Annotated in this window: 19 protein-coding genes and 2 pseudogenes; 11 read left to right on the plus strand and 10 right to left on the minus strand. The window is 58.2% G+C overall.

The window, feature by feature from the left end; genetic code table 11:
* Positions 1 to 118: 118 nt before the first annotated feature.
* On the minus strand, positions 119 to 373 hold the full coding sequence (locus AB3X99_RS37115; protein WP_368619781.1) for an H-NS histone family protein: 255 nt from the start codon (positions 371 to 373) through the stop codon (positions 119 to 121).
* Between the two features lie 785 nt (positions 374 to 1,158).
* Here AB3X99_RS37115 and AB3X99_RS37120 point away from each other — a divergent pair.
* Positions 1,159 to 2,082, plus strand: coding sequence for a DUF4062 domain-containing protein (locus tag AB3X99_RS37120; protein ID WP_368619782.1), 924 nt, complete (start codon positions 1,159 to 1,161; stop codon positions 2,080 to 2,082).
* Positions 2,083 to 2,281: 199 nt separating this feature from the next.
* On the opposite strand, the gene AB3X99_RS37125 is transcribed toward AB3X99_RS37120, so the two are convergent.
* Together AB3X99_RS37125 and AB3X99_RS37130 are read right to left on the minus strand one after the other, a co-directional pair.
* Positions 2,282 to 4,288: a hypothetical protein gene (locus tag AB3X99_RS37125; protein ID WP_368619783.1), complete on the minus strand. Its 2,007-nt coding sequence runs from the start codon at positions 4,286 to 4,288 to the stop codon at positions 2,282 to 2,284.
* Positions 4,285 to 5,787 carry a toll/interleukin-1 receptor domain-containing protein gene (locus AB3X99_RS37130; protein ID WP_368619784.1) on the minus strand — a complete coding sequence of 501 codons (1,503 nt, stop codon included), beginning with the start codon at positions 5,785 to 5,787 and terminating at the stop codon, positions 4,285 to 4,287. The genes AB3X99_RS37125 and AB3X99_RS37130 overlap by 4 nt, the downstream gene beginning before the upstream one ends.
* Positions 5,788 to 6,113: 326 nt before the next feature.
* On the opposite strand from AB3X99_RS37130, the gene AB3X99_RS37135 reads away from it, so the two are divergent.
* On the plus strand, positions 6,114 to 6,743 hold the full coding sequence (locus AB3X99_RS37135) for a glycoside hydrolase family 19 protein (RefSeq protein WP_368619785.1): 630 nt from the start codon (positions 6,114 to 6,116) through the stop codon (positions 6,741 to 6,743).
* Between the two features lie 46 nt (positions 6,744 to 6,789).
* Here AB3X99_RS37135 and AB3X99_RS37140 read toward each other — a convergent pair whose 3' ends face one another.
* The 3 genes from AB3X99_RS37140 to AB3X99_RS37150 form a co-directional block, all read right to left on the minus strand.
* Positions 6,790 to 8,097 (minus strand): DUF4062 domain-containing protein, encoded by a 1,308-nt coding sequence (locus AB3X99_RS37140; protein WP_368619786.1) that lies wholly within the window; start codon positions 8,095 to 8,097, stop codon positions 6,790 to 6,792.
* A gap of 68 nt (positions 8,098 to 8,165) precedes the next feature.
* Entirely contained in the window at positions 8,166 to 10,571 is a 2,406-nt protein-coding gene (locus AB3X99_RS37145) for a TIR domain-containing protein (protein WP_368619787.1), read from the minus strand.
* 4 nt (positions 10,572 to 10,575) lie between these two features.
* Positions 10,576 to 11,880 (minus strand): hypothetical protein, encoded by a 1,305-nt coding sequence (locus AB3X99_RS37150; protein ID WP_368619788.1) that lies wholly within the window; start codon positions 11,878 to 11,880, stop codon positions 10,576 to 10,578.
* A gap of 584 nt (positions 11,881 to 12,464) precedes the next feature.
* Between AB3X99_RS37150 and AB3X99_RS37155 the strand changes: the two genes are divergently transcribed.
* The 3 genes from AB3X99_RS37155 (at position 12,465) to AB3X99_RS37165 (ending at position 14,793) form a co-directional block, all read left to right on the plus strand.
* Entirely contained in the window at positions 12,465 to 13,169 is a 705-nt protein-coding gene (locus AB3X99_RS37155) for a hypothetical protein (RefSeq protein WP_368619789.1), read from the plus strand.
* 150 nt (positions 13,170 to 13,319) lie between these two features.
* Positions 13,320 to 13,955, plus strand: coding sequence for a hypothetical protein (locus AB3X99_RS37160; protein WP_368619790.1), 636 nt, complete (start codon positions 13,320 to 13,322; stop codon positions 13,953 to 13,955).
* A gap of 13 nt (positions 13,956 to 13,968) precedes the next feature.
* A complete protein-coding gene (locus AB3X99_RS37165) occupies positions 13,969 to 14,793 on the plus strand; it encodes a hypothetical protein (protein WP_368619791.1) in 825 nt (274 codons plus the stop codon).
* Positions 14,794 to 15,206: 413 nt separating this feature from the next.
* Here the strand turns inward: AB3X99_RS37165 and AB3X99_RS37170 are convergent, their stop codons facing one another.
* Entirely contained in the window at positions 15,207 to 15,887 is a 681-nt protein-coding gene (locus AB3X99_RS37170; protein WP_368619792.1) for a hypothetical protein, read from the minus strand.
* Positions 15,888 to 16,301: 414 nt separating this feature from the next.
* A pseudogene (locus tag AB3X99_RS37175) lies at positions 16,302 to 16,915 on the minus strand (tyrosine-type recombinase/integrase).
* 631 nt (positions 16,916 to 17,546) lie between these two features.
* On the opposite strand from AB3X99_RS37175, the gene AB3X99_RS37180 reads away from it, so the two are divergent.
* The 5 genes from AB3X99_RS37180 (at position 17,547) to AB3X99_RS37200 (ending at position 21,736) form a co-directional block, all read left to right on the plus strand.
* A complete protein-coding gene (locus tag AB3X99_RS37180; protein ID WP_368619793.1) occupies positions 17,547 to 17,831 on the plus strand; it encodes a hypothetical protein in 285 nt (94 codons plus the stop codon).
* Positions 17,832 to 18,206: 375 nt separating this feature from the next.
* Positions 18,207 to 18,734: a hypothetical protein gene (locus AB3X99_RS37185; RefSeq protein WP_368619794.1), complete on the plus strand. Its 528-nt coding sequence runs from the start codon at positions 18,207 to 18,209 to the stop codon at positions 18,732 to 18,734.
* Between the two features lie 756 nt (positions 18,735 to 19,490).
* On the plus strand, positions 19,491 to 20,318 hold the full coding sequence (locus AB3X99_RS37190) for a hypothetical protein (protein WP_368619795.1): 828 nt from the start codon (positions 19,491 to 19,493) through the stop codon (positions 20,316 to 20,318).
* 530 nt (positions 20,319 to 20,848) lie between these two features.
* Entirely contained in the window at positions 20,849 to 21,253 is a 405-nt protein-coding gene (locus AB3X99_RS37195) for a hypothetical protein (RefSeq protein ID WP_368619796.1), read from the plus strand.
* A gap of 15 nt (positions 21,254 to 21,268) precedes the next feature.
* Positions 21,269 to 21,736, plus strand: a complete 468-nt coding sequence (locus tag AB3X99_RS37200) for a hypothetical protein (protein ID WP_368619797.1) — start codon at positions 21,269 to 21,271, stop codon at positions 21,734 to 21,736.
* A gap of 81 nt (positions 21,737 to 21,817) precedes the next feature.
* Here the strand turns inward: AB3X99_RS37200 and AB3X99_RS37205 are convergent, their stop codons facing one another.
* Together AB3X99_RS37205 and AB3X99_RS37210 are read right to left on the minus strand one after the other, a co-directional pair.
* Positions 21,818 to 22,477, minus strand: coding sequence for a hypothetical protein (locus AB3X99_RS37205; protein WP_368619798.1), 660 nt, complete (start codon positions 22,475 to 22,477; stop codon positions 21,818 to 21,820).
* 74 nt (positions 22,478 to 22,551) lie between these two features.
* Positions 22,552 to 22,869: a hypothetical protein gene (locus AB3X99_RS37210; RefSeq protein WP_368619799.1), complete on the minus strand. Its 318-nt coding sequence runs from the start codon at positions 22,867 to 22,869 to the stop codon at positions 22,552 to 22,554.
* Positions 22,870 to 23,387: 518 nt separating this feature from the next.
* Between AB3X99_RS37210 and AB3X99_RS37215 the strand changes: the two are divergent.
* A pseudogene (locus AB3X99_RS37215) lies at positions 23,388 to 24,413 on the plus strand (IS1182 family transposase); the annotation flags it as partial.
* Positions 24,414 to 24,777 lie beyond the last annotated feature (364 nt).

Here is a 24,777-nt window from a genome sequence, read left to right on the forward strand (position 1 = left end):
GCCAAATCAATGCCAATCGTCGTAATCTTCATGTTGGGCGCCCTCCTCGATTAAGTGGTAGCTTCGACACTTCCACTTTGGCACACCGATGCCGTTTCGGGTGGGGGCGTCCATTCCATTAGTTAGGCGCACGCCCCCTGCCCGACCGGGTCGCGCCCGTCTTTGGATCACGATATTTGGGAGGCACGACACCCCCGCCGGGCGTCGCACGCGTGCCCCTCCGGCGTCCGAAGATGTCCCGCTCGGTAAACCCATAGTCGGCTACCTTGGCCCTGATGTCTGCGAGCACTTCTTCAATTTCTGCGAGTCGGGCCGACGCCGCCTGCTCCTCCAAGGCGGCCATTTGCGCTTTCAGTTCCCTGAGCGTAGCCATGATTCCCCCTCGAATATGGTCAGCGCGATCTTAGCCTGCTTCGGTTTTGCTCGATTGACAGCTGGCCCCGAAGCAGCGTGGCGGCCCCCGAAAAACCGCATCAGACAATCCTGCCCGCGGCGAGACGTGCAGGGACCGACGTCGCGCCCGGTCGAGCAACTGGGCTGGGCACGGCTCATGGGTCATACGCAGCCACGAGCGCCGCGACGGGCGGCGCAAGCGATTCTGACCGGCAGCGCGAAGGCAACGAATTCGAAGTGGTGATTCATACCGTGTGGGATGCTGGTCAGAATTTCCGCCAGAATCATAGTGGCGCCCCAAGTCGTCGCGCAAAGCGGATGTGAAGATAAGTATTCTTATCATAAGGCCTGTACTTTTATGAATAACTCGAAGAGTTGAAAACGTGCCCTCACCGTCCAGACGCCACCATCGACGCGCCAGATTTCCCCCAATGCCGACGAACTCGTCGTGCCGCGCCCCTTGTATGCATACCTCTCCGTGCACTCAGCCGCAGAAAGTTAGCGGCCATCTGTGCTCAGTCAACGAACCGTTGTATTCCAGCGACGCACACATGCGCAAGATCCCACGGAAGCCCCACTTGGGATCTGCGCGGGTCTTGAACGAAAACCGGTGCACAGAATCATCTAGCTATTCGTTGAGTCACGACGGGTAACAAATCGTGTGGATTCGGGGACCACCAATCCCGTTCGGACAAACTTTGCGGCCTAGACCTGTTAGCCGTTCTCGACTACTCTAGCCTGAACGCTCAAAGGGAGAAGATTGCAATGAAGATCTTCCTCAGTTCGACATACAAAGACCTCGTTCGCCACCGCGAAGCAGCGGCGCAGGCCATTGAGCGGCTCGGGCAACAAGGCGTGCGAATGGAAGTATTCGGTGCACGGCCGGACGAGGCATCCGTTGCCTGCCTTGGGGAGATTCAGGACTCGGATGCGTTGGTCGGCATATACGCTCACCGATATGGCTTCATACCCCAAAGTCAAACCAGATCCATCACAGAGCAGGAATATGACTTCGCACAGGAAAAAGAAAAACCGACATTCTGCTTCGTAGTTGACGAAGAGTATCCATGGCCGCCGAAGTCCATCGAAATGGGATCGGGGCAGCAACGCCTGCACGAATTCATCGAGCGACTTCGGAAAAAGACGGTCGTCGATACCTTCACTACGCCGGAGGACCTAGCTTATAAGGTCGCATCCTCGCTCGGGCGCTTTCTCCTTTATCTGAAGGTAAAGGACAATCTGGAAAAAATACCCGCGCGCGAATTGGTATCCACAGCGCTGGGCCGTTCGCAGGTGGCAAGGCGCGCTGCGAGATCGGCGAGCGTAATCCGCGACGCACAGTTGCTAATGGTGAATGACGTACCTGAGGAGATGGCCCAAGTCACGGCAATCCTGGTCAGTTTGAGCATGAAGGTCCAGGTAGTGACGACTACCGAGGCCGCATTGGACGCGCTTCGCGAAGGCGCCTTCGATGTCGTGATATCGGACATGCGGCGTGGCATAGTGAAAGATGAGGGCCTCCGGTTTCTCGAGAAAAAACGTGATTTCGGGTTAGATGTGCCTGTGATCTTCACTGTTGGGCAATTCAACCCGGCACTCGGAACGCCACCGTTCGCGTTTGGAATTACGAACCGGGTTGACGAACTACTCAACCTACTTTTCGACGTTCTGGAACGCACTCGGGGATGAGCGTGCCACAAGATTAGTCGGTTCCCTCACTCGATCGACAGAGTTTGCCGAATCAGCGACGCTGAACGGGCACACTAGTTACGCGCCCTATCGCGATGACGGTTCACAAGCAGCGATGGGCGCAATTCGCGCGTTTTCAAGCGGGGACGCTACGAATACCGGCCGAGCGCGATTGCGCCATACCGATCGGTTGATCAAGTCACCTCTCGAGCGCTCGCGACGCACCCGTAAATGCTCTAGCCTGAACAACTTCATCTGTGGTGTAGGGTGGCCGATCGATAGCGTCAAGATTCGCACCAGTCTGGATAAGCGAACTCTTGCTACCCGGAACGTCTATTGGAATGGGCTGTATCGTTCGCACGACAAGGCCAGACCGAATAAGCGCTAGCACTACAAGCTTGACGTCCTCTATGTTACTGCCGGAGCCGAAGAAAACAGCGTTTGTGGGACCATTTGTAATTTTTGGCGTGGCTAATTTCGCGTCGAACCCGAGTTCGCCCATCGCTTTGGTCACACGTGGTTGATCGATGTTCTTGGGAAAGATCTGCACGGTTGTCGCAAGTCGGCGTGCCCGGTCGGCTGGCGTCGAGGAATTGAGCATGCGAATAATCGCTTCGTTGGCCTTAATCGCGTCGTCGAGTTGTTTGGGATCGTCGCCTGCGTACCACCCGTTACTCGTGAGCACGGTCCTCTGCGCGAGTTGCTGCTTCGCGAGTGCAGCTGCGGCGTTTGCTTTCGCAAGAGCTTGCTTTGCTGTGGCCTCAGCCCTCTCCGCAGCGGAGCGTGCCGCTTGCGCACTTCTAGCCTGGTTAAACGCGTACACAGAGAGGACAATGACAACGAGCGCCACGAACACGGAGCCAATCACAGTCGCCAACGCAACCTGCCGGCGAAATCGCTCAGCGGACGCGCACCGAGCCGCCTCATCTTCTTCGCGCACGCGCCGCCTTTCATGTTGTTGACGCACCACTTCCACAAGTCGGTCATGAATGAGTTCGATACGCAGAACGTCGCCTTGCGGGTCCACCCGCAGCAACCGGTGCACTGAAGTAAGACGCTCAAGTTGTGCCGCATCGATGAAACCCTGTTCGATGGCTTCATCGCGTGCATAGCTGCCCCGGCTGCGTCCCTGCACCAGGTGATCCTCCACGAATCGATGCACATTGTCCGGCAAGCCCTGCATCGCCTCTGCATAGAAGTCGTCGATGATATCGGGACCGGCTGCACGCAGCAATTCCCCATCGATCAATTGTCCCGGCAAGCGCCTCCGATTCAACCGGGTGCAGCACAGGCTGAGCATCACCGGCTCGACGGTAGCGTCGAAGTCCCCGCCACCTGCCCGGCTGGCGACGAAATTGACGATCGAATCTGCTACACCTTCAGCAATCACCGCGTGACCCGCGCGCTCCACCGACGACACCGCCGCCTCCCGCTTCATCGGCAGAAGGCGCATCCATTGCCGCAGCAATGAGGGCAGGCGCGGTTCCCACGCTCGCATATCGGGAAGATAGTCTTCACGGAACGCAAGCACGATACGGTAGCGGCATCGGAACACGTCCAGTGACTCCAGCAAGTGCTTGTCGGAAGCGATCGCTGACGGAATGCGGTTTTCGATCAAATCGCCAAGGCTCTTGAACAACGGCATGAGCGACTGCGCCCCTCCCCCGCGTGAGAACGCTTCCTCGAACTGGTCCAGCACCAGGACCGGTGTGCACAAGTGGTTATCAGGAGTCCAAAGCTCGAAATCAGGGCGGTGCAGGTATTCCCACAGTCCCTCGCCAGGCGCAGGCTCGACGCGCTCGATGCCCGAGGCGTCCGCTGCGCCGAGCAAAAGCCTCAAAAGCTGATCCGATGGTGAAATGGATGCCGTGAAATCGAGCCGCGCATAAACCGGGAGAAAGCCTCTTACACGAAGCCGCGGGAAAGCGCCGGCCTGCAGCAGCGAACTCTTGCCCAGCCCAGACTTGCCATACAGGCTAACCACTGCGTGAGCAACGATGAGGCTCACGAAGCTTTCAGCTTCGTTGTCGCGGCCCTGGAACCATTCCTTCGACGCTTCATCGTAAGGCGCGAGCCCCGGCCAGGGATGCTGGTCGTCGAGAGATGGACCCGCCGTTGCGGTCGCGATCTCCTCTTCCCTCCCGCGGGCGTAGCTCACTTCAGGCACTACGGCATGCCAACGAATGGCCGGAAATACAATCTTCATATACGAGTCGGGTTGCGTGCATCGCGAAGCAACTGCTTCAGGAGGCTAAGCGACGAATCATCAAGAACGCCGTCGGGCGCGTGACCGAACTGCAGATGGCGCCAGTCGACAATATCCCGGCCGTAGCTGGACGGCTCATATTCATGGTCGATCACGAGAGGCACGATGAAACGGCGATTCATGGATTCCGCAATCTTGTCTGCCGCCCGCCACTCACGAAACACGAAGGCTTGTTCCCGTTGCATGGCCTGATGGGATAGTAAGACGAGAAAGTAACGGCAAGACTCGATCCCGTTCGAGATATCCCGCGCGAAGGAATCACCCACTTCGATGTTACTTCGGTCGAACCAGATGTCGTCTTCGGTGCATCCGAGCTGCCGCAGCGCTTCTACAACTCGGACGGCGCGCGGGGCGTCGGTGCCGCGCGAATAGCTGACGAAGAAAACTGGACAGCTTCTTGTTAGGCGGGGGCCGGTTGGAGGCGTACCGATGCCGCCACTCGTCCAACGCCTGTGCAGTTCGTCGACAAACGCCGCCGGTGACTGCGACTGGACAAATTCTGTATCCTCACTGAAATTATTGAGAAAGGTCGTTAACTCATCGTCCACTTGCCCGCCACGCAGCGCTTCCACAAGCCATTCGTGACGCGATTTCTCCGATAGCCGGTCTTTGTTCGTCAGCCGCAGGAAAAACCGTCCGAGCCAGTCAGGCAAGCCACATCCGAGCAAAAGAAGGTTGCGGTCCTGCAACGCTCTGAGAAAGTTGACCGGAACGTTGCTGCCGCGCGCCATGATGTTATGGGCGTATTCGAGCACGTCCTCGTCGTGGATCGCATAGACCGGAGCGGGTCGCGCCTTGCCGAACATGTACAGTACCCATGCATCGCCATCGGGTCCGGCGCTCGCGCTCGCAGGCATGTCCTGCCACTCGTCGGAAGGCAGCTTCGGCGCGTGCACGATCTCACGCGTGTGACGAAGCCCCTTCAGTGCCGCGGCGAGCAACGGATCGCTCGTCATACTCACGAATAGGCGAAAGTCGGTGATCTCCGCGAGTTGGCGAATCGGTTTGGGCAGCGGCGCCGAATCGTTCGCCAGATCGCTGTAGATTTCGGACACGTCGACGTAGAGCGTCTGTGCTTTCACCTTGGCCTTGCCACGCAGCCAGGAGACGGCAGCATTCAGTTCGCGAAACGGCCGCATTTCGGGCCAAGCCGTTTCGGGTATGTCATGCAATTTGAGCAAACGTTCGGCAACGTCGCGTTGCACTGTGGACGACCCTTGTTCGTCGGACAGCAATTGCGATCCGAGCACCGGCACCACGAAACCCTCGCGAATTTGCCGGATCAAACGCTTCCAGTCGGCTTCCGCCATGGGCGCGGAGCGCATCGGATTGTCGTGATCGTCGATTACCATATCGGACCGAAGGTAGGTAGGTCTACGCTTACGCAATAAGCCGACAAGCCAATAAGCCAGCGAGCAGCCGGAAGCAAATTCTCGCATCCGCTTGCTCTATCTGCTGGGTCTATTAATTCGGAGTGTCGAACTTTTCCCGATAGCTCGACAAATTTACAATAGGCGTTTATCAATCAAATGAAAAGCATCCAACCGGAGAGCGACATCACGATGAATGGTCGTGATGTGCTTGCGCCGATGTCCGGAGTGTTCGCCACCGCACATTGCTATTCTTGCTTTCCCGTTAGGCGCGCACTATCTTCGATTTCACACCAAGGCTTGCGGAAGCTATCCGTTTGAATTGACTTCGCACGCCGATGCGCCTTCCCGATGGAGACTCCCAGCCCGACGGCCTGGAATATCAGGAGCGTTCCATGTTGAATGCCGCAATCATGAAGCAAGCCTTTCCGCACTGCGCAGCACCGGATGTCTGGGCGAACGCGCTTAATTCAGCACTACCAAAATTCGGCATCGATACGCCGGATCGCATTGCAAGCTTTCTGGCACAAACCGGTTATGAGTCGGGTCAGTTTAATCACCTCGAAGAGAACCTCAACTACACCGCGTCGAATCTGATCAAAGTCTGGCCCAACCGGTTTCCAAACGTCGCTTCCGCCGCCCCGTATGTGAACAATCCGCGGAAGCTCGGGGACTACGTCTACGCGAATCGTATGGGCAACGGCGATGTCGCTAGCGACGACGGCTACCGCTTCCGCGGACGCGGCATCATTCAGCTCACCGGCCGAAGCAACTATGCGGCGGCCGCCAAGGCCATCGGCGTCGGTCTCATCGAACATCCGGAACTGCTCGCCCAACCGGTGAATGCATGCCTGAGCGGCGCGTGGTTCTGGCAGACCCGCGGACTCAACGAGTTGGCAGACGATCGCACCGGCGACGACGACCTGGAGGATTTTACGGAAATCACGCGTCGCATTAACGGGAGCACGACGGGAGTCAATGAAAGGTTTGCGTTGTTCAAGCAGGTTGCCACTGCGCTCCAGTGAGACGGGCGGCGCACTCCTCGACGAACGGGCCAAACGACGCCTACGCTCATCGAATGCGCGCGCGATCCAGCAGTTCCTCCAGATAACTTCGCGCGAGCCGTGCGTTGAGCGCGACTTTGTCCACCATGTCCACGCGTTCAAAATACGTCCCTTTACTTGTGCCGGCGACACGCGTGACCACCGGCACGAAGTCGTTCGGATAATCTAGCAGTCGAAGGATATCGACCTCGGATGCGCGTTTCAGGTCGGCGATCCGTATGGGTTGTTGCAGCATGGCATCACCAAACCGCCGCCGTAGCCTTTCCGCTGTGAGATCCACCTTGACGGCCTGTTCATGGATGTGATTGCCGATCATATCGTTGAACGAACACGCCCACTCAAGCACCAGTTGGTCTATCGCGATCGACGTGTCTTCGCTTATCACGGGGCGAACCTGCAGCGACGCCAAAAACGTGCTCCTCGCGATCACCGGTGGCTCGAGCATCGCAAGAATAGCGCTGACAGAGAGCTGGCCGACGAAGCGTTCATCCCGAAGAGCAGGCGATTCATGCACCGGCGGAGGGGATTGCTGTGGGTTGTCGGCTGGGCGTGAATCGACGACCAGAATGCGCTTCACCTGGGTAAAGCGGTTCGCAAGCGCTGCAATCAGGTAAAGACGTGTCGACCACCAACTCGTGGCGAGGTCGATTTTCAATGCGCGCCCGATATCGCCCGCTGCCACGATGGCATTCTTGATGCCTTCGCCAGCCGCACTGTCGCTCGCCGCTCCAGCTTCCGCGGGAAGCAACTGCGCTTCTTCAAGATTGAGCTGCCGCGTAAGTCCCGCCATTGTCACCGCTGTGCCGACGCGTGCTTCCAGGTCCGTCGGCGTGGTGAACCACGACACGATTCGTTCCAGTTGAAGCTTCTGCCGGAGTGCTCGGATCTTTTTGGTGTTGGGCTGCGCTTGCGGATGCGCGGCATCGAAGCCATCGATCAGTTGAGGCGGCCACGGATATTGCTCGTCAAGCAGAAATGCCATGATCGGGATTCCGCGCTCCAATGCGCGGAGATACTCGAAGTGCGTGATCGACGTTTCTCCGTCCGCGACGGAGTCGGCACCGAGCATGGTGTCCTTTCCATTGGCCTTACGTCTGAAGCCCGCGCCCGGGACATAGCCGTAGCGCCACCCGAATAGCCCAACATAGGCATCGCTGCGGTCGACCATCTCCAGAACCTTGTTGAGCGGTGTCGACGCCGCCGCCACGAGATCCTCCATCGCGAGCACTTCATGGCCGAGCTGCCTCAAGACGCGGATCGCCGCAGCGCGATGTTCTTTCAGATCCTCGAACGAGGACGACACGAAGATCCGCACACTCCCTCCGTCTCTCTGATCGCCCGACGCGTGTCCATCAGCGCATGACCGTTGCCTGCGCGGATCGCTCAGACCTTGTCGATATCGATCAAGTCCACGTCGTAACCGGCCTGCTGCCACAGTTCGACGGCGTCTGCCGTGCCACCGGGGCCATCGCCCTCCCGCCCATCCCAGACCGCGAGCACGATGGGCGTGCTATCGAGGCGGCGCGCAAACTCGGTCGCCCGCCGCATGACTTCCCGGTTTGCCTCCGCGAACGCCTGTTCGAGTTCCTCGTTCGTTGGCCGCCGCTTTCGCACCGGCTCGGCGAAATGGACGCATGCACTCCTGCGAACGACCTCGAAGCGATCCTTCCATTTTTCGCCGACGGACAACGCGAAAAAATCCTCCATCGGCATCGGCAGGACGACTTCGGCCGGCGAACCACGATCGAGTAACACCTGGAGCACGATGAGGTCGGTACCACGAGCGGCTTGCCCATATCCGCACAGCAATCCATAACTCTGGATCTTGCTACGCACGGCGTTGACAAGCGCGCCCACCTTGCTCGCCGGAAAACGCGGAATCGGACGGCCCGGCGCGTCGACCATGTGCCCGAAGTACACAAGCACGCGTGGTACGCGCAACAGGTCGTCGAACTTTTCCTTCGGTTCGCCCAGTGCGCCGAGGTTCAGTCGCGCCTGACGGCGCATCACGGCAATGTTCTCGGGCAGCCCAGCCGCTCGTGCGGCCGCCTTGCGATACCAGTCACGCGCGTCGTCGAAACGGCTAAGCAGCAGGGACGCCTCGCCCAAGGTCGCGAGATCCCAGTGGTCGCGGTCCGCTTCACGCTTCTTGAGCAGTTTGTCGCGCACTTGCGTGGCGACCGCGATCATCACGTTGCGTTCGTTGCAGTGGAGCGCCATCGCCGCCGTGTTGATGCCGTTGAACGGATCGTCGTAAAGCTCGTATGCCTCACGATAGGTGAGATAGGCCAGTTGTGCGAAGTTGTGATCGTCCGCCTGCTGCCAGCGGGCCTTGTAACAGCCGGCAAGCAGGCCGGCCGTCTCCGCGTCCAGTTGCCCTTCTTCCTTGAACGCTTCGAGCTTCCGGATCGCCTTGTCGATCTGCCCCAACTTGCGAAAGGCGAAAGCGCGCAGCTGACGCACGCGCACCGACGGCGGCATGTCGGCGAGCACGTCGAGCGTGGATTCGAACCAACCTTTGCCGCTGAAGACTTCGGCTGCGGCAATCAACGGCGCGACGTCAGTCAGTCCGGTTGCGCGCCATTCGGACACGGTTGTCCAGACGCCGCTGACGTCGCCCTTGCCCGCGGTCCTGATCTCCGCGACGAACCGGTCCGTTACACGCAGATCGGTCTCGTCCGCACGTTCGGACGGCTCGCTTCTCTCTCCGGGCACAATGTCGATGAGCGCATTAAGCAGACGATCGAGCGCACCGCCTCCAGGCTCGGCCATATCGCTGAAATCCAGCCACACGCGCGCATTGAGCATGGGCGGCATGGTGCTCTTGTCGATGCGCAGCGGCACGAGCATGAAACGCTTGTCGCTCACGTCACGCTGAATGAGCACGTTCGCCTCTTCCTGGCACCACGGCGATTCGATCCAACCCTGGCTCACGAGCAGCACGGCCGCACGACTGCGCGCGAGCGCGGACTGGAGCTGACCCGCCAGATATCCGCCTGGCTTCAGCTCGTTCTGGTCGATGAACACGCGCAGCCCCGCGCCCTCCAGCCGCGTGACGAGACGCATGGCCCAGGGACGGTCGGTCGATCGATAGCTGACGAACACGTGAAACTCGTCCGCGCCGATCGACGGTATCGACTGCTCGCGCGTAGTGATCGCGGTCGGCTCGATCGTCACTGTCTCCAGTTCGACATCCAGCAGCTTGATCACTTCGCTGATCGGACACGCATAGACGTAGCCATATGCGGCACGGCGCTTGTCGTCAGCATCGCCGATATGCTTCGTCAGATGCCCCGCGAGCGCGCCGTCGACGAGTACCGGACTGCCGGAAAAGCCGTGCAACGGCGACGCGTTGCCCGCCGCGATTTCGTGAGAGTAGAGCAGGATCGCTGTCTGGCCGACATCGTTCGTCGTCTGCGGATCCATCACGCGGCCGTCGATCGGCAATCCATGAGGATTCGCCGTCTTGACCGCCGACGCCGGAAATCCATATCCCGCCCATTCGCAATTGACCGCGAGCGGCTGCGCGACCGGCAGCGGCACGACATCGATCGGCTCGTCGAAACCGAGCACGGCGGAATCGGTGGCGCTGTCGGATTTGATCAGGTATGCCTGACGCATCTGACCGTTCACCCCGATCATGACGGGAAAGAACTGACCTTTCTGCCAGGATCGGACCACGTGCAATGCTGTGCCGATGCGCTGTGGCGCGACGAGATAGCCAGTGCCAGAGCCATCCGGACCGCGGATGAACACGCAGGTTTCCTTCAGACGGGAGAGACCATTCACGATATCAATCATGCGGCGCCCCCCCCGCCAGGCGTTGAAGAAGCGCATCGGTGCTCACGCGCTCGGCGCCCGCGCCATCGGCAAAGTAGACGTCGGCATCGATGAGCGTCTCGCCGTCGATCTCGATCTTCGCGTAGGTCGGAACGGCTCGGCGCCAGTCATCGAGCGCGCCGCTCTCCAGATCGGCAATGAATCGTGTCAACGCGTTGAGTGCGTGGCTCTCGTCAGGGGCCCAGACGGCGTCCGGCATGCGCATCAGATCCGCCCAAGTTCCCGTGTTGAGGTAGACCGGCCAATCCGATGCGGCATCGCCCAGCCGCACGCGCTTCACGAGATGCGTGTGCCCATAGACCACCACCTTGAAACCGGCGTCCGCTGCCGTGCGAGCCGGAGTCAGATACTTGTCGTCTTCCTTGTCGACCTCGAATGCGCCGAGCAAACGAGATGCCCTGCCGCGAATCGCCTTGAACAACGCGTCGCGCCGGACTTTCCGATCAAGGTTGCTGACCGCCGAGCTGGCGGCACGCATGGCATCGCCTATTGCGTTGATCTGCGATGCATCGCCGCCGTTCTCGATCTCCATTGCCAGATCGAACATTTCCTCGTCGGACTGATCGCCCGCGCCGATGTACTCCGCGCTAAGCGGCTCGCGAGTCTCGTCGTAATCCACGCGGCAGGCGTCACGAAATCTCTGAAAAAACTTCCAGGCGTCCCGTATTCCGCCCGCTCCCAGCGCGGCCAGAATGGGAAGCGCGCCGGCGTCCTCAGGCTTGAGCAGGTCAACGAACGCATACTGCCGCTTGAGCGGATTCATCACGTCGACGACGAGCCGGCTGCCAGGTAGCGCCGGAAACTCGGGCTGCACCGGCAACCCGCGAGACAACTGCGAACGTACGCGTCTCAGCGCGCCATGCGGCACCGCGTTCCACTCGTCGAACCGGTTGCCATGCTCGATCAGCACGGGACCGACACTTAACGCTTCGTTATCGAAGATGAAGTCGATCCGCCCTCCCCCCAGCCGTTCGCGCAGGAGTTGGCGTGACGCCGGCAGCGATATCTCGATGTCGTGGTTGCCGAGCATGAGCGTCAGCGCGCCGTCGCGCTGCTCCACGAATCGTCGCAGCGAGGCCCAGATGGGCGCGGTGTCGTCGAGGATGCGGCGGAGCTTGGCGCACGCCGCATTCGGGTCGCTCGTGAACGCCAGCCACGTCTCTTCGGCCAGAAAGTCGACGATATCGCCGGCAATGACGAGCCCCACGTCCGCCGTGGCACTTCGACCCGGCAGTCGGTCGATGAACTCGGCAAGCATCGCCTGGGTGCGCGGCGGGGTAATCTGGAAGCCGGGCTGCCCATTGCTCGCGGGCGCGCCACCAAGATGGAGGTCGGATATAACGAATAAGGATGTTCGCATCGGGCAACCTCGCACACAAAAGAGTTCGAAGCCGTGATCGTTCAGACCGCCTGCATCGGGTCCTTCGCATTGCACGGCTGAGCGCCGAAGTCGGAAGGGCTGCTCAGCAGGTCCCCCCAAAATCGGGCCGGTGTGAACTCAAATACTTTAGTGCGCCCGCTTCACATCTTCCAGCCATTTTCCTCGTGCGCGGGAGGCAGCGAACGAAGCGCGGACCGCCCAGCGACACTTGCTGGTGCCGTCATCGGCGTTGCGTATTGAATCGCTTCATGCAATGGAACCATCGGACGACATCGAGGCGGCGCGATGCGCACATCGTCCTCGAGCGATATCGACGCGCGATCGCCCTTTCGCGGATGTTGGCGGAAGCGAAAGTCGTCTCGTGCGCCGAGAAACATATGTCCGTACAACGAGGACGCATTCGTTGCCCAACATCTGTTCGCACAGCGTTGACTTAACGCCGCCGAAGCCCACGGCACTCCTTGTTATCGCCTGACTTGCGGTTTGCCCCCCTTCCATGGGCGCCTTTCGGTCGTCTGGAATGGGAAGCGGGTATGCAACAATTTCCGTTCGGCGGCAACTTCGATCTTGCGCACGAATGGATTCGTGACCTACGCAGACTCCGGTTCGGCATCCCGTTGCCTACGTGTCCACGCTTGTTCATCTCTCATCGTCAGATCGATGAGCCGTATGCCCGCAGCATCGCAAAACTGGCTTTTCAGAACCGCTTCAATTACTGGCTCGACGTGATCGATCTGGACCCGGCGCGCAACGCACAGGTTCAATTGCTGAGCCAGCGGTTGGGCCGGCCGTTGAACCCCTTCGAAGTCAGCATACTCACTGCGGCGATCATCGAAATGGCGTTGCTGAACTGCACGCACGTACTGGCCGTCATGACGAACAACACTGCCGGATCGCAATGGGTGCCGTACGAGTACGGCCGCGTGAAGGAGCCGCCGCCCCTCTCCTGCGAGGCGTCCTGCTGGTGGGACACGGCCACGCTCGGAACCACGGGTTTTCCAGAATACATGTACCTTGGCCAGATTCACTTTATCGACGCGGAGATCGTTTCGTGGCTTCAGCGTGAACGCTCCAGATATCCAGGTTGCGCAGCGGCCGACGAGGAATTCGAAGATCCCGGCGATGTCGTCTCGCTGCCTGTCGATCGAACCATCGCCATTTCATGATGCGAACATCGTACGCGGGCACGACGTTCGGTTTCGTCGTACCATGCTGGCTCGAACACGACGACCCTTGATCAGGCGATGCGGGTGCGCGGCCTCGAGGGTCGGCCGGCGCGAACCACAACGCGAACCGCAGTTCACGAGTGACGAGTCATGACCGAAGCGAGCAAGGCACAGATCATTCGTCCACGCGATGTCGACGACGCGATCCTCAGGATTCGAGACATGCTCGGTCCAGGATGTCGGCTCGCGACGTTTTCGGGATTTTCCTCTGCCGGATATGAAGACGAGGCATTCGTTGAAGGCCGCCTGTTAGAACTGCTCAGCGCACTGGACCCGACCGCCGACGTCGTCTGTTCTGGCGCGACATCGGTAGGCATCGGGCTCGTATATACACTTGCGAAGTCGCCCTCATTGCCGAACGCATTCAAAACCATTGGCATCGTGTCCTCACAGGCGCTAAGGGAGCAGGTTCCGTTTTCAGATGACGTCGACTGCGTGTTCGTCATTGAAGATGACCAGTGGGGCGGATACCTCGATAACGGCACAACACTTTCTCCGACATCCCGCGTCATGGTCGAGGCCTCCGACATCTTTTTTTTCATCGGCGGCGGCGAAATTGCACGCGACGAGTATGCATGCGCGGACGTTCTCGGCAAATCCCTGCACTTCGACGCCACCGACATGAAGCACGAGACGGCCATTGAAAAAGCACGCCGCAAAGGCGAGGCGCCACCCACCGACTTTGCGGGAGCGGTCTTCACCTATCGGAAAGCGATGGCGCGGTGAGTGTAGTTTCAGTTTGTCGTTACACGCCGCGCTGAAACGTCATTCGGTTGAAGTGGCAAGTCAGTACTGTGAGCAGCTCGGAAAGCAGGACAACGTGCGGCGGCCACAACCTGCCGTTCAGCCAGCAGAGAACCCTGCCGTTGATGCGGCGGCCACAATCCAGTGTCAGTCCTTGAATGGCCATCTGAGAGCCGAGGTCTGGTCCAACGAGGACAAGGGGCAAGTCATCGTCGCGTTCGGTGGTACGGCTGCCAGCAGCATGGATGACTGGAAAGCCAATCTTCGATGGCTCTTGGCGCCGCTCCATCCCACCGACGAGTATTCCGTCCTGACCGATACCTTCGTGCCGACTTTCATCACCGAGTTCAATCGGCGCGTGGCAGAGCCGCAATGGGCATGGCTCAAGAGAGCCCATGTCATCGCTACGGGACATTCTCTTGGCGGGGGCCTCGCTCAACGATTTGCCTATTCGCTGTCGGCCAAAAGCGGTGTTCCTGCCGTGAAAGTCGTCTACGCGTTCGATCCCTCACCGGTCTCCGGCAAGCGAAGCGCGCCCGATTTCGCGGAGCAGGCAGACGGGCTCACGATATACCGAATTTACAATCGCGGTGAGATCCTGGCGAGTCTGCGCTCACTCCTGCATTTTGGAGATCCGGGCAACGAAAGAAATCAAGGACAAGAGTGGATCGACATTCGCTATCTCGACAACTGGAGCTGGCGAACGCTTCTTCCTTCCGGTTCGGTGCACGCGCACGGGATGTTCGACCTAGCCCGATTCATGGCGGCGAATCTTCCACAAGCCGCATTGAGAGCCTGCGCCGACGAATCCCGACGCTAGAAGCGGACGCGGTAGCCCTGAAGTTCGGGCGTGTCGTGACGCTGAGTTCATTCGCTCAGATCACGCAATGTCGACGCGAGAGAAACCACGGCGCTTGCACCGCGATCGACGACGTCGCCGGAAGGAGACAGGCAGCCGCTTTGTGAATCCGCCAACTCACAGTTTCGACCTTCTCGGTCGCGTGTTCGCCCACCAAATGGCGGGATTCGGAGTACATCGGCTGTCGAATTCAATCGGTGGCTGGCGGGTCGGGCCAATTCGGTTGTTCACGACATCCCGTTGCAGTCGTTCCGCGACGACTGCTTTCGAATGGCAGGTTTCCATTGGCGCTTGAAACTCGTTGGAGACTTGCTGGAAAGTTGCTTCTTGCTAAACTTCCGCGTTGACCAGTCCGTCGCGCCAAATATGCGCGCTCATCGCTTCGCGTCCTCGACGTCGCCCATCAGCATGCGAAGATCAGTTTCGAGGAGATCCATCGCCGCGTGCGCTTCTTTCTGCCACTCTTGGTAAGGAACCGTAGTATGGCCAGTTTGCTCCGGATCGGCCTCGAGGTCCTTGATCGGCTGTATTAGCTTCGGCACCATCTCCAGGATGCGATCAGCACTCGACTTGGCTAGAAATATTTGATGATGAGCGAATGCGTCCCTGAACGCCTGTTGAGCTTGATAGGTCTCTTGCCTTCTTTGTTCTTTCACGGACGCTTCACGCCCTACCTCATAGTCCCAACGGTACTGGGCAAGCAATTCGGCGAACTGCACGAGCGGACCATAGATTGCGGCAATTGCCTCGAATCGGCGCTGAGTGAGCCAGCTGTGGGTCACACTCCGCTCGGCAGCCGCAATCGCCAGCGATGTCCGCAGACGCTCGAGTTCGACGTCACTCTGCGCTTTTAGCTGCGCTTTATGAGTTTCGAGCATAGCATCAGCGGAAGACTTCAACTGTGCCTTCAGCGTTTCAAGCTTTGCATCGTACTCGGAGCGAATCGCACCTCGTAAGCGTTCGCCAATCCAAGTGCGCGTAAGCCATGCCAGCGCTCCCGTGAGCAAGACGCTTAGCGAGCTTGACGAGATTAGTGTCCATGCAAACTGGCTCATTTTGATCCCCTCTGAACCGGTTAAACTGCATATTTTGGTTCCAGTTTACTCGCAGCAAATTGCGCTCTACTCCCCTTGCCAATTTGCTGTTTCAGCCCGGCGGAGATAGCGGCCAGACTCCTCTGCACGACAGTCCTCTCTTCGGATGAGCGGCAGTCGCTCAGATCGCCGTGTATCTGCTCATACAAAGCAGTCGTTTGATGGAGCGCAAGCAGACTGCGAATCGATGACCGCAAGGGCCGATACCGAGAGCGATGTTTGAACGGTAAGCGGCTGCTTTCTAAACGGGAGCAGACACCTGAATGTCAGCTTACGCGCAATGTCGAACGGCTGAATGTGGCCGGTTTCGCGCGGACAGAGGAGCGCCTAAAAGCAGCCGCACGAACTCAAATTCAGTCCGTGCGGCGTGTCCCGCTAGATTTCAGTCTGCTCGGATATCTCCAGGCATCGTCAACTTCGATCCCGAGGTAGCGCACTGTGCTTTCGAGCTTGCTGTGACCAAGCAGCAGTTGGACAGCCCTGAGATTCTTTGTGCGCTTGTAAATCAACGTCACTTTGGTGCGACGCATCGAATGAGTGCCATAAGCGGTTGGGTCAAGCCCCGCCGCGGCTGCCCATTGATGTACGATCCGGGCGTATTGCCGCGTCGAAATGTGCGGATACGCCGAAAGTCGACTCGGGAAAAGACATTGCTCCGGCCTCAGCGAGGCCTTCTCGAGCCAAGCTCCAACGGCCGATTGGGTCGGCTCCGTCAGTTCAAACTGTACGGGTCGCCGGGTCTTTTGCTGAACGACCAGCGCCCGGGGCAATACCTGATTGCCGTGAATGACGTCGCGAACTCTCAGACTGACAAGGTCACAGCCGCGCAGCTTGCTGTCGATGGCCAGGTTAAACAAAGCGAGATCACGGACTGCGTGGGCGTTCTGGAGGTGGATCCTGATGGCCCAGACGTCTTTTGGCCTCAGCGGAGGCTTTTGGCCGATGAGCTTTCCTTTGATCCATGCCTCACGGGCTTGTTCGGTCTTCATGACAGACTCCCACAAGAAGATGGGAGTTCGATTTTGTTACCCAGCTCGGGCTTCTGCTTACGATCGATTTCCCGGAGGCTTGCAACCGGCCAGTTTCCGCCGTTCGTTCGTCCAACCGCAGGACGCCCGGAAGGTCTCTTACACTTCGAGTCCAGCCGTTGAGCGGGCGTTGCCGTGATGGGCCGTTGGGCCGCTCACTTTCTCCCTCCTGCGCGTCTGACTCCATTGCAATTCCCGGTGACAACTGCCTTGATCGCCGATCTGCATCCGCTTTGTATTGAATCGCCAGTTTCTAGGTTTTGAAACAAGTCGGATAGCGGCACTATCGCTCGAGATTCGTGCGGAGGCGCACATTCGAATACCGGAATCGTAAGGCATGCCGCCTATTATTCTGCCGGTCTGCGCGGTGCCATTGCGCTTACACCCACAGCGTTCTTTTTTGACATGATGGTCTTCATTTTCAAACGTGGGCCACGACGCGCGTTGTGATGTTGTGGGGCGCATAAGACCGGGATTTGGAAAGGTCCCGGGCGTCGGATGACGTGCCCTTGCAAATGAAAAGGCGGCGGCATTTGTATTGAAGCACGTGTTCATATGCGACGGCCGAACAATCAATCGCAAAGGAAGGTCCATGGCGTCGGCAAAAGACTATGTCGGATTTTCATTTCCGCCGTTCCAAATCGAGGAACGTATCGGTGCAGGTTACGAATGTGAGGTATATCGCGTACGCAACGAAGGTACTGGCCGTAGTTTTGCGTTGCGTCTACCTGGGCGGGAGGAAAGCCTCTGGATAGAGGGAATTGCTCTTTACGGTGGCCGGATCGTATCAGACAAGGGCCAATTGAATAGATTGGAAGCTCCAATTGTCGACGAGATTGTCATCGGATCACCCATTTTTGTACGTCAGCGCGGGTGAACGTCAAAAACTATTGGCGATAGAAATCCCTACTCTGAAAAAATGCTGGCTGGGACGAATGCCAAACCGCCCCGACGAGGATAATCGACGCGCGAGGTCCGCTCTCCAAGGGGAAACAGACGTTTGAAATGCTAATCTGAGGGCGTGACCAATGGCTGGAGAGGATCGATTTATGTCAACCGCATAAATGGCGCGGCGGAGACGATCGTCGTACCCGGTCGTGCGACGCAGTGCTGCCAGGAAGAGCCATTCGGCGTAGTGATAGGATCGGTGACAATCGAGGCATTGGGCTCGCAGCGCTATGCCGATGCGCCCGAGCGTTCGGACGGTTGTGTGTGGAGGCCCTCAAGAAATAGATAGAACTAAAGGAACGGCATGAACCTTTATCTCGATAACAATGTGCTGCCCGACTTGATCCGGGCGGGAGTCAATCCTATCCTGGCGGTGGCAGGTAGCGAATTCGTTTTGTCAGTAACGCCCGATCTGGCAGAAGAGTACCGGCAGGCCATCGAAAACGAGCGGGTCTCGCTGGCCGAGAAGGAGTTGTGCCGTGCGCTTCTCGTAGCTGCAACAGAGCACGGAATCTTTGGCTTTTCGGAAGCGGGGGGCGGCTATTCTGGATTTGATAACGGCATGTGGGCTACCAAAGAAATGGCCGAGATCATCCGGTCAACCAAGATCAAGGCGCGTGCCGGTAAGGCTATCCCGAAACACCGTACTGATGCCTTCCTCGCTGCACTTTCGCAAGGCGCTATGGTGGTCACGAATGATACCGGTGGCCACTACGATCGCGCCAAGGCCGCAGGCCAGCACGTCTACTCATGGTCCGAGATCTATGACATCAAAAAGGCGCCGACGGATCTCGCCCGGAAACTTAGCGCATTGTTCACGCCGCTCACCTAAGAGATCTTTCCAACACCTACACCATGGCAGACCTTTCAAATTTGATTGGGGCTTTGTTCAGCGACGCACTCACCGCGACATCTAGTTCAATAGCCAGCGTTGGCAGGGCTGCACTTGGATCGGCATTGTCCGCGGTCATGGAAAGACGGAAGGAAACTGCTCGTGAGATCCTTCTGGACGAAATTCGTCACGGCTGCGCATCCCCTACTACAGACGACATAGACGAATCAGTGTCGATCCTATACAGATATTGGCGTGCCTCCCAAGAGGGGGCCGGGCGATTGAATCTTCGATTGCTTGCGTCGGTATATGCCGGACAAGTGCGGGATAGGAGTATCGTCGCCGACGACTTTCTGTACTACGCTGACCTTCTTGCTTCTCTACGACGCGACGAAATCACCCTATTAGGTACATTTTTGCGGTACTCAACAAATCCGGACGGGGCGCCACGTCTGGGTGCCGACCCAATGAACGAAACCCGCGCCGAGATGGTGCCTGGAGTTTTCGAGGCGCACGAAAGCTATAACGCTGCGTTGGGAGCGTTACAGCGAACGGGGTTGATTTCTGTCGACGCAATCGGCGGGGCCATTGGTAGCGGCCCAAGGCTCAATTATCGAGTAACGAGTCTACTGCGCAAGCTCAATCGGCTCGCCGAGATTGAGGGAGTGGTTGGACGAGATCGCGTTGACGTAACCCCCCAAGCTACATCAGGTTAGGACCTACAATAATCTGGTCTATCGAACAGGGAAATAATTCATGGAAAGAACGAGAACGTTCGTTGGCAACTTGCTCGGCGCTGTTGCAGTCGCCACGGGTCTGTGGATCGCGATGGCTGATCGCGTAACTGCCGCAACAGCCTGCCTGTCGGCAGGCATCTTGATCTTGCTGCTCGCGAATATTAACCACTTCGAGTTCATCAAGGGATTCGGCTTTGAGGCCAAGACTAAAAAACTGGACGAAAAGATCGAGGAAGTCGACCGGCTTCTCGCGAAGTTACGGCTGGCGAGCCAGTTGTTTGCCGACATCTCGGTTCACTTGATGGCTAGAGCGGGCCGATGGGCTGGGCCAATCCCCAAACCTGAAACACAGGACCTCGTCACGCGGATTCAGGCGCTTTTGGAGTCCCTCGACATAAAGAGCGTCGATATCGATAAAAGCCTCGATCCATTTCACCGGATCACGCTTCGCGATCTTGCGACATCGTCCTTTAACGCATTCTTCGCTGAGTTGGACAGGCATATGGCGCTCGTCAACGATGCAATGGCGCGGCGAGCGGCAGACGAGCAAGCGCGGACGGGCGGTCCCATCGCCTCCGACGATGAGCAACATCGTGCACTTCAGGAAAAGTGGAAGGTTATGCAGCAGTTCGCGCAGGAGACGCGGCAAGAGTTTGAAAACGCAGATCCCTTTGCGCTGGGCACTCTGCTCGAACATTCAGTTGCTGCCGCCCCCGGCTGGAAAGAAACGGACCGGCGAGCATTCCTTGCAGCGGTGAAACCGATGCGTGACGAGTGGAAATTCTATGCGAAGCACCGGCGGATTAACGACGTCGGCGCATGGCTGGCACGCGAGTACGGCCATTAGCCTTGGCTAGCTAGTCTCCAGCCGGCCAGATCGAGCGAGAGGCCCCAGTACCTTAAAAGCTGCCATTGAGGTCCCGCCGGGTCAAAGGACTGAAGTGGGTCGGGTTATGCCTTTTGCATGGGGCGCCCCCGATGCGATCGTCTTGCTCGGCCGTGGGGCGCAGTGCGGCCACGAGCGGCCGGTCCACCAGCCATCCGATCGGACAAGGGCCGCTTCGCTCACGATAGTTGCCGTTCACCGGCGTCGTGCGCTACCACTCGCTGCAACGCTCTCTCCGATTGCACACCGGTTGGCAACTATCGGTCAAGATGTGTGAAAACGCATGCACAACGCTGCAATCGAAAAACTCGACCCTCCAGACTTGCATGGGTGCTGATCCAGATGAGCAGCGATGAACTCAAGAAGGCCGCGCGAGTTGTACAGGCAATTATCTGCTCGGAAATCGCCGAATGCCTTCCACTAGTGATTTAGTTCTTGCACTGTTAACCACTAGTGGCACACTGGAATCTCCATAGTAGAAGACCAGCCAAATGCCCAAATTCGAAGTTGACGAAGACGTAGCACGCCTTGTCGAACGGCTCGCCAATCCGAAGCCGTTTGAGAATCTGTCGTTTAACGCCGCGCTCAAACGCGTGCTGGATCGATTCATGGGCGACAATCACCAGCCGCAGGTCGATTTGAACGAACTGCTTGCTGAGTCTATGGCAGCAGCGCAAGCGCAACCAAAGAAAGCGCCTTCCCCAAGCGCTCAGGAATGGGCTGCGACCGTGCCAGAACTGAAGAACAAGCGCGGCCTGACTACGTGGAAGGCAATCTGCGATCATCTGAAGATCCAAACAGTCGGCGATTCTGCACGCAGGAGGTTGCAGACGTGGGTGAAGTTGCACAAGCCCGCATGGCCGCCAGTACCAGACACGCCTACAACAGCGGAATAGGAGCGTGGCCCAAATATGGACAAAATCCAATACCTTGAAGATATGAAGGCGGAGCTTGCACAAGCACTCGGAGAGGCAATCTGGGCGTTTGCGATGATCGAGCGGGTGACATACAGCTACATGAAGAAGCTTTCGAGTGACAGACTTGACGAACTTATGGGCGGCCAGCAGTTCAAGGCGCGTACTGATTTGGTGATCAAGCTTGTCGAGCGATTGAAGGGGCAAGAAAAAGAGAAGGCGGTTGCGCTTCGCCATCTCAAGGAGGCTCAAAACTTAGCTATCGAACGGAACCTGCTTGCTCACAATCCTTGGCAAATCTGGATCGATCTTGACGAGTCAAAGTTCAAGTCGGAAATCAGGAAGTTCAATGACGAAACCAAGAAGGCAGACCTAGAAAAGGTTCGCGACTTCAGAGAGCGGGCGGGAGATGTAGCCTCAACGCTCGAATACGTGTTGGGTGATCTTCGCTTCCCGGGTCCATAAGCAACTAGACCGCCTAGTTAAGGCGATTTCAACCCATGCGCGCGCGGCTCGAAGTCATCATGGGACGCGGGCGGGACTCGATTACTTGCAGACGGTAGTTGAAGTGCCCTTTGCTTGATCTACAACGGTCGTGCAATTCTGTTCGCTGGACGATGAGCAGGAGCCGATGAGGGCGAACAACACGAGTGCTATGAGGATGCCCGCGCCAATCTTGTACTGTTTGCGCGTCGATGGAAGTGACCCGTACTTCACATCTGCATATCGCTTCAACGACTCAATCAGCGGCAACCCTCGGTGCTCTGCGCGGTGGAGTGCAGCAGCGCATCCATTCACCATCGCCACGTTCCACTCCTTGTTCTTTATCTCGTGGTGGTGTTTCGATAGCTGATGGAAGTTGATACGGAAGGCGCGCAAGTTCTCGTACACATACGCAACTTCCTTGGCCATCTCCGCGCCTAGCAATCCAATCTTTGCCGTGTTGCTGTCGAAGATCGGGCTGGGCGGAATCGGCCACTCTGGCAGGGCCAAACCTTCTTCAGTCATCGCCTGTAGAGCCATCTTCTCCAGCCCGTCTTTCATCCATTTGAGGGGCTCGGCGTGTGACTCCAGTTCACCGGCCAACGCACCGGCGAGCGCCTGCCCATCGCGAAAGCGCCTGTAATCTTCGCCAAGGAAATTGTTGAAATAGCCGCCAGCAAGCACGCCGATGAATGCGATGAGCGCGGTATTGACTTCAGCCATAAATTCCCCTTATGCGTTGCTTGGCCCGACGCGCAGTGTACGGAATGACCTGTCTCATTGTCTTATTTTCCGACTCAATGATGTTTGTGTACTGGCCGCCGGTGGGCAGTTGTAAGCAGAACGTTGTCGCCGGCCGCAGCGTCAAGCGATGACACCGAGGCATCAGCCACGACCACGTGGACTTGCTGCGCGAATGCTTCCTCAAACCGCTTCCGGGCGTGTGCAAGGCACTCAGCCTCCGTGCCTTCGCCGGCCGCCGCCGCAGCCTGAGCCGATGCCTTCGCCGCGAGACCGAACACGGCGACGGCTTCGTCCCATGTTAGGCCGGTCGAGATTGCCTCTTCGATGAATCGTTCGACCAGTTCGCTTGCTTTCGTTCGTAGGGTGCCCATGAATTCTTCCTTGCCTCCTTTAGAGCAACGTCATCTGCTCGCTGCTGCGCACGTCCCCGTCACGTGAACCTCGCACGGTTGCTCCAGCGACCGGCGAAAGCGCGTGCATGCTCGGAACATGTGGAGATGGCGCGGCCGTTCGCTGATACTCACGTCCCCATTCAGGGCCCAGGACGACAGCAGAGAACAGTACGCCGGCCCCGATCCGTATGCAATCTTCCATGATGTTATTCTTTGATTCCCAAGTCGAAGCGCGGCTATGTGGCCATATTCCCGTTGTCCCAGACGTGTCACCTGCGTACCAATTCCACTAGCCGCGCTAACACGTGCTGCGAGCTCGTCTCACGTCATCTGCAACTGCTTCTTCCCGAAACGCAAGAAGTCCCGCCGGGCACGGTCCGTAGACCGTTTTGGTGCCTCTGTCTAACCCTTCTTTATCGGCAACTCTGCCGACCCAGCCTGTGTGAAAACGTGTTAGTCGCCTAAACTGAATCAACGCACTGAGATCTGGGTGACTCATGAAGCGATTCGTTGAAGGCGATGACCGCAAACAGGTCGCACTACTTCCCGAATGTGTCGATGACTACATCGGCGAAGATAACCCAGTCAGAGTCATAGACGCCTTCGTCGACGAGTTGGATCTCGCGGAACTGGGCTTCACCGGCATCAAGCCGGCGACCACCGGTCGTCCCTCCTATCACCCCGGTGTGATGCTCAAGATCTACATATACGGCTATCTGAACCGGATACCGTCCAGCCGGCGCCTGGAGCGCGAGTGTCAGCGCAATGTCGAGCTAATGTGGCTAACGGGCCGTCTCGCTCCGGACTTCAAGACGATCGCAGATTTCCGCCGTGACAGCGGCACAGCCATTCGCAATACATGTCGGCGTTTCGTCGAACTGTGCCGCGGACTAAAGCTGCTATCCAGCGACATGGTGGCCATCGACGGCAGCAAGTTCAAGGCATCAAATAGCCGGGACCTGAATTACACAACGGGCAAGCTCGACAAGCGCCAGCGGCAGATCGAGGAGAGTGTGCAGCGATATCTCGACCTGATTGAAACGGCAGACAGAACCAGCGCAACAGGTTTCGCTCCAAAGACCGTTCGACTGTACGAGAAGATCGCCCGCTTGCGCCTGCAGATGCGTGAACTTGCACAGATCAGGAAGCAACTAGAGAAACAACCGGAGAAGCAACTGTCGATGACTGACCCCGACGCGCGCTCCATGGCGACAAGCGGAAGAGGCTCCGGCATAGTGGGCTATAACGTGCAGGCGGCGGTGGATACGAAACACCATCTGATCATTGAGCACGAGGTAACTAATGTCGGAAACGATCACGGACAACTCAGCAGAATGGCGATCTCTGCAAAGCACGCGATGGGCAGATTGAAGCTGAAGGTTGTCGCTGACCGGGGGTACTTCAGCGGGCCGGAGATAAGGGCATGTGAGCTGAACGACATCCGTGCATACGTTCCCAAGCCACTTACATCTGCATCACGGAAGAAAGGTCTGTTCACCAAAGCCGACTTTGTCTACGAGGCAATCCGCTCTCGCCCACGGCTACCCTCGCGGCGCAACCATCAACTCCAGACGCCGGAGTTCCAGCTCAACAGCTGGCGACCACTCCGTTCCTCCTTCGTCATCCGCCCTTCTTGGTTTTCGGACTCTGGTTGCAGCGGGCTTTTTGACGCCCGTCAAGGCTGTTCGACAATGAGGCTAGCCCTGTTTATCTCGCGACGACATATCGATAAGCTCCCTTGACGGCCGCTGACTAATGCGGAGCGGTCGCTCGAATCACTGTACGACGGCGCATGCGAACGACGGCTTGTGGCCGGTTGCAAGCCTCCGGGAAATCGATCGTAAGCAGAAGCCCGAGCTGGGTAACAAAATCGAACTCCCATCTTCT

This window comes from Paraburkholderia sp. BR10882, from assembly GCF_040948855.1.
Taxonomy (GTDB): domain Bacteria; phylum Pseudomonadota; class Gammaproteobacteria; order Burkholderiales; family Burkholderiaceae; genus Paraburkholderia; species Paraburkholderia nodosa_A.